A 10,260-nucleotide genomic window follows, 5' to 3' on the forward strand; every position below is an offset into this window, starting at 1 on the left:
GTTGCGCGAGCCCCGGCCGCTGCCGGAAACCACCGAGCCCTGCTATGCGCTCACCGTGGCCGGGCAAAGCGCGCGCGATGCCGGTAGTCGGCGCGGTTCCAGCCGGACGCTGCTCGATCTGCTGGCCAAGGCGCCGCTGGAAGCGGCCGAGCTGGATATCGCCCTGCCCGGCTGGCGCCCCGCCGCGCGGCGCCTGCTGGATGCCGGGCTGGTTGAGCGGCGCTTCCCCGAACCGGCAGACCCCACGCCCACGCCCGCACCGGCGTTGAGCACCGAGCAGGCGGCGGCCGTCATGGCCGTGGCCGCCGCCTTCGATCGCTTCCAGCCCTTCCTCCTCCACGGCGTCACCGGCAGCGGCAAGACCGAGGTCTATCTGGCGCTGATCGCGCAGGCGCTGGCGGCCGGCAAACAGGCGCTGCTGCTGGTTCCGGAAATCGGCCTGGCGCCACAAACCGTGCGTCGCTTGCGCGAGCGGCTGGGCGTGCCGGTGGAGGTGATCCATTCCAACCTGGCCGAGGGCGAACGCGCGCGCGCCTGGCTGCGCGCGCGCAACGGCGAAGCCCGGGTCGTGCTGGGCACCCGCTCGGCCGTGTTCACGCCGCTGCCGCGGGCCGGCCTGATCGTGGTCGACGAGGAGCACGACGGCGCCTACAAGCAGCAGGAAGGCTTCCGCTACCACGCCCGCGACCTGGCATTGGTACGCGCGCGCGCGCTGGACGTACCGGTGCTGCTGGGCTCGGCCACGCCCTCGCTGGAGACGCTGGCCAACGTCGAGGCGGGCCGTTATCGCGCGCTGCACCTGCATGCCCGTCCAGGAGCGGCGCGCCCGCCACAGGTGCAGATCGTGGACATGCGCGCGCAACGGCTCGAGCACGGCCTGTCGCCCACGCTGCTGGCGGCGGTGGCCGACACGACCGCACGCGGCGAGCAGGCGCTGGTATTCCGCAACCGCCGCGGCTACGCGCCGGTCCTGTTGTGCCACGCCTGCGGCTGGCACGCGGAATGCCCGCGCTGCGAACGGCCGATGACCTTGCATGCGCAGCGCCGCGCGCTGGTCTGCCACCACTGCGACCGCCATGCGGCCGTACCGCCGGCCTGCCCGGCCTGTGGCGCCGCCGAGCTCAGGCCCCAGGGCCAGGGCACCGAGCGGCTGGAGGAGGCGCTCACCACGCACTTTCCCGGGGTTCCGGTCGTCCGTATCGACCGCGAGACCACGCGCCGCCGCGACGCCTTCGAGCGGCTGCTCGACGGCCTTGCGGCAGATGCGCCGGCGATCCTGGTGGGCACGCAGATGCTGGCCAAGGGGCACGACCTGCCGAACCTCACGCTGGTCGCCATCGTCGGCGTGGACGAGGGCCTGCTCAGCGTCGATTACCGCGCCGGCGAGCGGCTGGCCCAGCTGGTGGTGCAGGTGGCCGGGCGCGCCGGACGCGCCCGCAAGCCCGGGCGCGTGCTGTTGCAGACCCATCATCCGGAGCATCCGCTGCTGCGCGGGCTGCTCGCGCGCGGCTATGCCGCGGCCGCGCACGAACTGCTGGCCGAACGGCACCAGGCGTCGCTGCCGCCCTACAGCCACCAGGCGCTGCTCCGCGTGGAAGCGCACCAGCGCACGGAGGTGGAAGCCTTTCTCGCCGAGGCACATGCAGCGTTGCCGGCCGACCCGGCGCTGCGCATAGCCGGCCCCATGCCCGCGCCGATGCCGCTGCGCGCCGGCCGCCATCGCGGGCAGCTGCTGCTGGAGGCCGGCGCACGCGCTCCATTGCATGCCGTGCTGCGCCCCTGGCAGCACGTGCTGGCCGGACTGCCATCGGCCCGCAGGGTCCGCTGGTCGCTCGACGTCGATCCGATCGACCTGTACTAGCCTGCAACCACGGTTTCGCGGGGCACACTGCTGCAGCGATGCACGCGTGGGAGAATGCGCGGGTCCTTCGCGATGCAAGGCAAAGCCCCATGGATGATGGCCCGACGCTTCCCCACATCGTGATTCTCGGCGGCGGCTTCGGCGGATTGGCCGCCGCGCGCCGGCTCGCCGATGTCGCGGTACGGATCACCCTGGTCGACCGGCGCAACCACCACCTGTTCCAGCCGCTGCTTTACCAGGTCGCCACCGCCGGGCTGTCGGCACCATCGATCGCCGCGCCGCTGCGGCAGATCTTGCGCAGGCAGGCCAACGTGACCGTGTTGCTCGACGAAGCGCTGGACGTGGACCTGGAGGCGCGGCGCGTGCGCTTCGCCCACGAGACACTGGGCTACGACTTCCTGGTGGTCGCCACCGGTGCCAACCACGCCTACTTCGGTCACGACGATTGGGCGCGCTGGGCGCCCGGGCTCAAGACGCTGGACGACGCCTTCGCGATCCGCCGCCGCGTGCTGCTCGCCTTCGAGCGGGCCGAGCGCGAGAACGACCCGGCCGAGCGGCGCGCCTGGCTTACCTTCGTGGTGGTCGGCGGCGGGCCGACCGGCGTGGAGCTGGCCGGCACGCTGGCCGAGATCGCCCGGCACACACTGCCGCGCGAGTTCCGCCGCAGCCATCCGCAAAGCGCGCGGGTGGTCCTGGTCGAAGCCGGGCCGCGGCTGCTGGCGGCGTTCGACCCGTTGCTGTCGGCCAAGGCGCAGCGCCAGCTCGAGCGTCTGGGCGTGGAGGTACGTACCGACACCGCCGTCACCGCGATCGGCGGGGACGGCGTGCGCCTGGGCGGTACGGCGCTGGACGCCTACACGGTGCTGTGGGCTGCCGGCGTGGCCGCCTCGCCGCTCGGGCGTCAGCTGGGCGCGCCGGTCGACCGCGCCGGCCGCGTGCGGGTCACTGCGAATCTCAGCCTGCCCGCCCACCCGGAGGTGTTCGTGATCGGCGACCTGGCCTGCGTGGAGCGTGCCGACGGCACGCTGGTGCCCGGCGTGGCGCCCGCAGCCAAACAGATGGGCCGCCACGCCGCCGACCGCATCCGCGCGCGCCTAGACGCCGACTCGACGCCCGCTCCGTTCCACTACCGAGACCAGGGCGCGCTCGCCACCATCGGGCGCATGGCTGCGGTGGCACAATTCGGGCGGTTGCGGCTCTCCGGCCCGCCGGCGTGGTGGGTCTGGCTCATCGCCCACATCTACTTCCTGATCGGCTTCCGCAACCGGCTGGTGGTGCTGCTGGACTGGGCCTGGGCCTACTGGACCTACGAGCGCCACGCCCGCATCGTCACCGGTGCCGACGCGGACGACGTTCCCGCCGCGGACGAGCGCCCCTCCGACACTCCCTGACACCCGGACCCTCCATCGTGCCTTCCCAACTCGAACAACTGCGCCAATACACCACCGTGGTCGCCGACACCGGCGACATCGATGCGATCGCCCGCTGGCGGCCGGTCGATGCCACCACCAATCCCTCGCTGCTGCTCAAGGTCATTCCACAGAGCGCCTACGCGCCGCTGCTGGAGGAATCGCTGGCGTGGGCTCGTGCCCAGAGTCACTCGCGCGAGCAGCAACTGGTGGACGCGAGCGACCACCTGGCAGTGGCGGTCGGGCGCAAGATCCTGGAATTGGTGCCCGGGCGCGTTTCGACCGAGGTCGACGCCAGATTGTCGTTCGACACCGATGCCAGCATCGCCAAGGCGGAGCGGATAATCGGGCTGTACCAGGACGCCGGCATCGGCCGTGACCGCGTGCTGATCAAACTGGCCTCGACCTGGGAAGGCGTGCGCGCCGCGCGCGAGCTGGAACGGCGCGGCATCCAGTGCAACATGACGTTGCTGTTCGCCTTCGAGCAGGCGGTCGCCAGTGCCGAGGCGGGCGTGTTCCTGATCTCGCCGTTCGTCGGCCGCATCATGGATTGGTACGTGGCCAATACCGGCGTCAAGCAGTACGCGCCGGACGAGGACCCGGGCGTGCAGTCGGTGCGGCGCATCTATCACTATTACAAGAGCCACGGCTACGACACCGTGGTGATGGGCGCGAGCTTCCGCAACGTGGGCCAGATCCAGGCACTCGCCGGCTGCGACCGCCTGACCATCAGCCCGGAATTGCTGGAACAGCTGGACGGATCGGACGACGCGCTGCCGCGGCGCCTGGCCGACGACGGCACCCGCACCGCACTCCCGCCGGCCATGGACGAGGCGCGCTTCCGCTGGGGCATGAACGAGGACGCGATGGCCAGCGACAAGCTCGCCGAGGGGATCCGCAAGTTCGCGGCCGACCAGCGGCAGCTGGAGAAGTTGCTGGCCGAACGGCTGTAACCCGCCCTGCCCCCTCTTCCCGCCAGGGAAGGGGCCAGGCCGGCCTCGATGGCTGACCAGGGCCCGCGCCTGCTTCTCGGTGGCGACAACGCGCGCAGCCCTTCGCGGGGCCTTCACCCCCACCCTGGCCCGTAAGGGGGGCGCAAAGCAAAGCGGCCCCACTAGGGGGCCGCCGCTGTTGACTGGATGCAGCGTGCTTCTCAGAACAACGCGCGCATCTTCTTCATCGCATTCGCCTCGACCTGGCGGATACGCTCGGCCGATACGCCGTACTCGTCGGCCAGGTCCTGCAGCGTGGCCTTGTTCTCGTTGAGCCAGCGGCGCTGGATGATGTCGCGCGAGCGCTCGTCGAGCTTGTCCAGCGCACTGGAGAGCGTCTCCATCTGGTTGTCGGCCTGGTCGGCGTCGGACACGTTGTCGTACGGGTCGGCACCGTCGTCGACCAGGAACGCCTCCGGCGCGGGCTTGGCGTCGTCGTCGGCGTCGGCGGGTGCCTCGAAACCGATGTCGCGGCCGGACAGGCGCGATTCCATCTCGCGCACGGTGGCCTCCGGCACGCCCAGGTCATGGGCGACCACGCGCACCTCCTCGGCGTTCATCCAGCCCAGGCGCTTCTTGCTCTTGCGCAGGTTGAAGAACAGCTTGCGCTGGGCCTTAGTGGTGGCGACCTTCACGATGCGCCAGTTGCGCAGGATGAATTCGTGCATCTCGGCGCGGATCCAGTGCACCGCGAAGCTGACCAGGCGCACGCCCTGGTCCGGGTCGAAACGCTTGACCGCCTTCATCAGGCCGATGTTGCCTTCCTGGATCAGGTCGCCCAGCTGCAGGCCGTAGCCCGAATAGCCACGGGCCACGTGGACCACGAAGCGCAGGTGCGACATCACCAGCTTCTTGGCCGAATTCAGGTCATTTTCCTCGTTGAAACGGCGCGCCAGCGCCTGTTCCTCGTCGTGGCTCAGCACCGGGATGCGGTGCACGGCGGAAATGTAGGCATCCAGGCTGCCAACGACGCTGGGGATCGGCAGGTTGGCGGTCACCAAGGCTTGGGACATGTGGAACCTCCGGCAAGTAAATCGCAGCTTAGCACTCCACTGTTGAGAGTGCTAAAGAAGGCGAAAGTTTCGCTGCGGGATTTAATGAACCGAATCGTACAGCAATGCAGGCGGCACTGCCAGCACTTGCCACGTGGTCATGCGGCCATTGTTCAGATGGGCGATCTATCGGCTGTGAACTGGTGGCAGGGCCTCGGCACCGGGACAGTCGCCTTGCGCGGGGGCAGAACGGACCCGGGAGCCGTGCTCACGCGCCCAGCCGGGAACGTGGCGGCAGCGACCAGTCGATCGGCGGCTCGCCGCGGCTCTCGAGATAGCGGTTGGCGGCGGAGAAGTGTCCGTTGCCGATGAAGCCACGGTGCGCCGACAACGGCGAGGGGTGCACCGAGCTCAGCACCAGGTGCCGCGTGGGGTCGACCAACCGGCCCTTGCGCTGCGCGTAGGCGCCCCAGAGCATGAACACCAGCCCCTCGCGCTCGCGGTTGAGTGCCGCGATGGCGGCGTCGGTAAAGCCTTCCCAGCCCTTGTTCTGGTGCGCGCCGGCCCGGCCCTGTTCGACCGTCAGCACGCTGTTGAGCAGCAGCACGCCACGGTCGGCCCAGGGCGTGAGGCAACCGTGGTCGGGTCGCGGCAGCCCCAGGTCGCGTTCGATCTCGGCAAAGACGTTGCCGAGCGAGGGCGGCACCGGCACGCCCGGGCGGACCGAGAAGCACAACCCATGCGCCTGGCCAGGCCCGTGATACGGATCCTGGCCCAGGATCACCACGCGCACCTTGTCGAACGGCGTGTGCGCGAAGGCGTTGAAGATCTCCGGCCCGGGCGGATAAAGCACCTTGCCGGCACGTTTCTCCGCGCGCAGAAAGTCGGCCAGCGCGCGCATCTCCGGGCGCTCCAGGTACTCGCCCAGGCGCGCCCTCCAGGAGGGCTCCAGGCGGATCCGTTCGGCTTCTGCGGCCTCGCTCACGCGCCTTGCGCCCGCTCGCGCAGGTGCCTGGCCACGCGCAGCTGAAACAGGAGTTTGGTGACCAGCAGTTTTTCCTCCACCGGCTTCTCCACCAGGTCGTTGGCGCCGGCCTTGAGCAGCGCCGCCTGGTTGGCCGGGTTCTCGTCGCCGGTCATCACCAGCACCGGCAACCGGCCCTTGCCGTAACCGAACTGGCTGCGGATGCGCTCGAGCAGATCACCGCCGGTCAGCTCGCCCTTGAGGCTGACGTCGGTGAGCACCACGTCGGCGCCGATCCGGCCCTGCGCGCGATCGGTTTCCAGCATGGCCAGGGCATCCTCCACGCTGACCACGTGGCGCACGGTCAGGCCGATCTTTTCCAGCATGCGGCGGGTCGCGAGCGCAACCACGCGGCTGTCCTCCACGTAAAGGACCGTGCCCTCGGCGTTGTCTTCCGGTCGCACGTAGCCACGAATGAAGTCGGCGAGGGCCTGGAAGCCCAGCGACTTGTCGAAGTAGTCGGTGACGTCGCCCAGTTCGCGCTTGTGCAGGCGCGTATCGACGTCACCGGAGACCACCACGATCGGCACGTAGGCCTGGGCCGATTCGCGCACGTGGCGCGCCAGTTCCAGGCCGTCCATGTCGGGCAGGCGCAGCGCGATGGTAATGAAGTCGAACGGACCCTGCCCGATCAGCTCGCGCGCTTCGGCGCCGCTGCCGCAGCCGACCAGTTCGGCTTCCGGCAGCTCGGCCTTGAGCACGCGCGTGATCAGCTGGCGCACCACCTTGGAGCCATCCACCACCAGCACCCGCGGAGCGGTGCCGGCGCTGCGGCCGCCAATGCCTGCATTCATTCCCCACCCATCCACTTCAAACCCCGTGTACGCCCCGCGCGCACCTCGGGGCTATCTTGCACCATCGCGTCCGACGGCGGTTGCGAAGGCGATCACTAAGGCGCCCGGGCGGGTCGCCACCCCGCGCTAGAGGGCCTTGCGAAGCTGCCGCGCGCTGACCAGCCGCGCGCCGATCCAGCCGAGCACGGCGGCCGCGAGCGGTACCGCGAGCAGCAGCCACCAGGGCAACGCGCCCAGCGTGAGGCTGCCACCGTAGGCACGATCAAGCTCCGCCGCCGGACCGGCAAGCGCCAGCTCGATGGCCAATGCCAGCAGCGAGGCGAGCATGCCGCCGAACAGCCCGTACCAGACGCCGGCATACAGGTACGGCCGACGCACGAACGCCCGGCTGGCGCCCAGCAGCAGCAGTACCCCGATCTCTTCGCTGCGGCCGGCGATGTCGGTGCGCACGGTATTGCCGACCACCAGCAGCGCGGCCAGCGCGAGCAGCCCGGCCAGCACCAGCACCACGCGATGGCCGACGTCCAGCAGGGCATCGAGCCGCTGGCGCCACTGGCCGCTGTCCTGCACCAGGTCGACCGCCCGCTCGCCGTGCAGCGCTTCGACGAGCTGGTCCACCGCGGCGGCGTCCAGCCCGGCCTTCGGCTGCACCACCAACACCCAGGGCAGCGGATTGGCATCGTCCAGCGCGTGCACGGCGCCGGAGAAGCCCTGCAGGGTGGCCAGTTCGTCCAGGCCCTGCTGCGGCGTCCTGACGGCGACGGAGGCGATGTCCGGGCGACCGCGCAGTTCACCGGCCAGCAGGTTGGCCTGCGCGCCTGCCTGGTCGGCCTTGAGGAACACGCTGATCGCCGGGTTCCGACCCAGCGCACCGCCCATCGACTGGACGTTGGCCAGCAGCAGGTAGAACGCCAGCGGCAACGCCAGCGCGAGGCCCAGCACGGCCACGGTCATCAGCGTGCCCAGCGGACGTCGGCCGAGCCGGCGCAGGCTCGCCGCGGCACTCCAGCCGTGGTGTTCGCGCCATCCGGCGAAGTGCCGGTGCTGGCTGCGCCCGCTGCGCGGCACGGGCTTTTCGGCAACCGCAGGGGCGTTCACAGCACCTCCTCCGCCGGAATGTCGGCCACCAGCCGACCGTGGTCGAGCACTACCACGCGCTTTTTCATGCGCTTGATCAGCGGCAGGTCGTGGCTGGCCACCAGCACGGTGGTGCCGATGTCCTGGAATTCGGCGAACAGGCCCATGATCTCCACCGCCAGCTGGGGGTCGAGGTTGCCGGTCGGTTCGTCGGCGATCAGCACCGCCGGGCGCGCCACGATGGCGCGCGCGATGCCCACGCGCTGCTGCTCACCGGTGGAGAGCGAGTCGGGCAGCTGCCGCTCGTAGGAAAGCAGGCCGACCTTTTCCAGCGCCGCGCGCACGCGGCGGCTGCGCTCGGCCGGCGCAATGCCGCCGATCAACAGCGGCAGTTCCACGTTGGCAAACACCGTGCGGTCCATCAGCAGCCGGTGGTCCTGAAACACCATGCCCAGCCGGCGGCGCAGTTTCGGGATGCCGCCGCGGCCGACCTTGGCCAGCGCCTGGCCGTCGACCACGATCTGCCCGTGCGAGGGCCGCTCGATCAGTGCAATCAGCTTGAGCAGGGTGCTCTTGCCGGCGCCGGAGTGGCCGGTGACGAAGGCCATCTCGCCTGCCGCCACCTCGAAGGACAGTTGCGAGAGCGCCTCGTGGCCGCCCTCGTAGCGCTTGCTCACCTGGTCGAAGCGGATCACCGCGTGTGGTTCCTTGTCCCGCACCAGGGGCAAAGGATACGGGATGCGCGGGGTCGTTGTGGCCTCCACCGAGCGACCGAACGAGTGGCGGGCCCGCCTCTTCGCCCGCCGCGGGAAGGGTTGGGCGAGAGGCCCGCTTCGAGGCCTTTGCCTATTAGGAAGCGGTATCGGTACAGGACCGTTCTTGCGGCACAGCCACGCCAGGGCGCGGCTTCGACGAGCCCATCGTGGGCCCGACCCCTGACCCTTCCCTCCAGGCAACTACTCGCGCCCGGAGGGAAGGAAGCCAAGCATTCAGCGGCCGGTGAACAGGCGCGTGAGGCGGCGGAAGAAACCCGGCTTCTTTCCGGCCGATTCCACGCCCGACTGCACCGTCACCTGGCGCGAGGGCCTCGACGGACCGGTGCCGCGTTCGCGCGGCGGCTTGCGCTCGCCGTGCGGAACACGGTTCTCCGCCGGCACCTGCGCCTGGGGGGCGGTGTTTTCACCACCCTCGCGGCGACGGCCGCGACCGCCACGGCGACGCCGACGCTTGCGTGCGCCCTCGCCGCCCTCCGGTGAGGGCGCCGCGTCCGGCGCGGCGGCAGCGGTGGTGACCACGCCCGGCTGCGGCTCGGTCGCCACGGCCACCTCGCCTTCCGCCCGCGGCTGTCGCGGCGCGCGCGCCGGACGGCCTTCGCGCGAACCCCGCTCGCCGTCACGACCGCGGCGCGAACCCGATCCGCTGCGCGGGCCCTTGCGCTCGTCCCCGCGCGGCTCGACCTTGTCGCCGAACTGCTCGCTGTCGGCCGCGGCCTGCGCGGCGAACTGCGGATCGATCTCGCGCGGCTTGGGCATCAGCAGCATGTCCGGCTCGACCGCCGCGACCGTGATCTTCTGCCCGATGTAGGTCTCGATGTCCGGCAGGCTCATGGCGTAGAGGTCGCAGGCGAAGCTGATCGCATCGCCCTCGGCGCCCAGGCGCGCGGTGCGGCCGATGCGATGCACGTAATCCTCGGCGTCCTGCGGCAGGTCGTAATTGAAGACGTGGCTGACCGCCGGGATGTGCAAGCCGCGCGCGGCCACGTCGGTACAGACCAGGATGTCGAGTTGGCCGTCCTGGAAGCGCTGCAGCAGCTTCTGGCGCTTCAGCTGCGGCACGTCGCCGGAGAGCGCGCCGACGCGGTAGCCCTGGCGCTTGACCCGGTCGGTGATGCGCTCGGCGGCCGCCTTGGTGTTGACGAAGATGATGCTGCGGCTGGGCTGCTCCCGCTCGAGCAGGTTGAGCAGCAGCGGCATCTTCTCTTCCTTGGCCGGGAAGTAGACGACCTGGCGCACCTTGTCGGCGGTGACGTTGTCGGTCTCCACCACCAGCTTCTCGGCCTCGTGCATGTGCTCGTAGGCCAGCTCCAGCACGCGGTGGCTGAGCGTGGCCGA

The 10,260-nt window shown here is 70.4% G+C and carries 9 protein-coding genes; 3 read left to right on the forward strand and 6 right to left on the reverse strand.

Annotation, left to right across the window (positions count from 1 at the left end; genetic code table 11):
• The 3 genes from VFH59_RS09935 to tal form a co-directional block, all read left to right on the forward strand.
• The coding region (locus VFH59_RS09935) for a primosomal protein N' (protein WP_325164736.1) at positions 1 to 1,861 on the forward strand (1,861 nt) is incomplete at its 5' end.
• 89 nt (positions 1,862 to 1,950) lie between these two features.
• A complete protein-coding gene (locus tag VFH59_RS09940) occupies positions 1,951 to 3,252 on the forward strand; it encodes an NAD(P)/FAD-dependent oxidoreductase (protein ID WP_325164737.1) in 1,302 nt (433 codons plus the stop codon).
• A gap of 17 nt (positions 3,253 to 3,269) precedes the next feature.
• Positions 3,270 to 4,223: a transaldolase gene (gene tal / locus VFH59_RS09945; protein ID WP_325164738.1), complete on the forward strand. Its 954-nt coding sequence runs from the start codon at positions 3,270 to 3,272 to the stop codon at positions 4,221 to 4,223.
• Between the two features lie 200 nt (positions 4,224 to 4,423).
• Here tal and rpoH read toward each other — a convergent pair whose 3' ends face one another.
• From rpoH to VFH59_RS09975, 6 genes are all read right to left on the reverse strand, one after another.
• A complete protein-coding gene (gene rpoH / locus VFH59_RS09950; RefSeq protein WP_325164739.1) occupies positions 4,424 to 5,275 on the reverse strand; it encodes an RNA polymerase sigma factor RpoH in 852 nt (283 codons plus the stop codon).
• A 247-nt stretch (positions 5,276 to 5,522) separates the two neighbouring features.
• Positions 5,523 to 6,239: a uracil-DNA glycosylase gene (gene ung, locus VFH59_RS09955; protein WP_325164740.1), complete on the reverse strand. Its 717-nt coding sequence runs from the start codon at positions 6,237 to 6,239 to the stop codon at positions 5,523 to 5,525.
• Positions 6,236 to 7,072, reverse strand: coding sequence for a response regulator (locus VFH59_RS09960; protein ID WP_325164741.1), 837 nt, complete (start codon positions 7,070 to 7,072; stop codon positions 6,236 to 6,238). Before VFH59_RS09960 ends, ung begins: the two co-directional genes overlap by 4 nt.
• A 126-nt stretch (positions 7,073 to 7,198) precedes the next feature.
• Complete coding sequence (gene ftsX, locus VFH59_RS09965; RefSeq protein ID WP_325164742.1) at positions 7,199 to 8,170, reverse strand: permease-like cell division protein FtsX; 972 nt, start codon at positions 8,168 to 8,170, stop codon at positions 7,199 to 7,201.
• The gene (gene ftsE / locus VFH59_RS09970; RefSeq protein ID WP_325164743.1) at positions 8,167 to 8,844 is read right to left on the reverse strand and encodes a cell division ATP-binding protein FtsE; all 678 of its coding nucleotides are present in this window, start codon (positions 8,842 to 8,844) and stop codon (positions 8,167 to 8,169) included. The genes ftsX and ftsE overlap by 4 nt, the downstream gene beginning before the upstream one ends.
• A 294-nt stretch (positions 8,845 to 9,138) precedes the next feature.
• The coding region (locus tag VFH59_RS09975) for a helicase-related protein (RefSeq protein WP_325164744.1) at positions 9,139 to 10,260 on the reverse strand (1,122 nt) is incomplete at its 5' end.

It is taken from the genome of Frateuria sp., assembly GCF_035695185.1.
Lineage (GTDB): Bacteria > Pseudomonadota > Gammaproteobacteria > Xanthomonadales > Rhodanobacteraceae > Frateuria_A.

What these genes read in the sequence shown, in the direction of transcription:
- VFH59_RS09960 (WP_325164741.1), bottom strand. Translation starts at nt 7,072, where the DNA reads ATGAATGCAGGCATTGGCGGCCGCAGCGCCGGCACCGCTCCGCGGGTG.
- rpoH (WP_325164739.1), bottom strand. Translation starts at nt 5,275, where the DNA reads ATGTCCCAAGCCTTGGTGACCGCCAACCTGCCGATCCCCAGCGTCGTT.
- VFH59_RS09940 (WP_325164737.1), top strand. Translation starts at nt 1,951, where the DNA reads ATGGATGATGGCCCGACGCTTCCCCACATCGTGATTCTCGGCGGCGGC.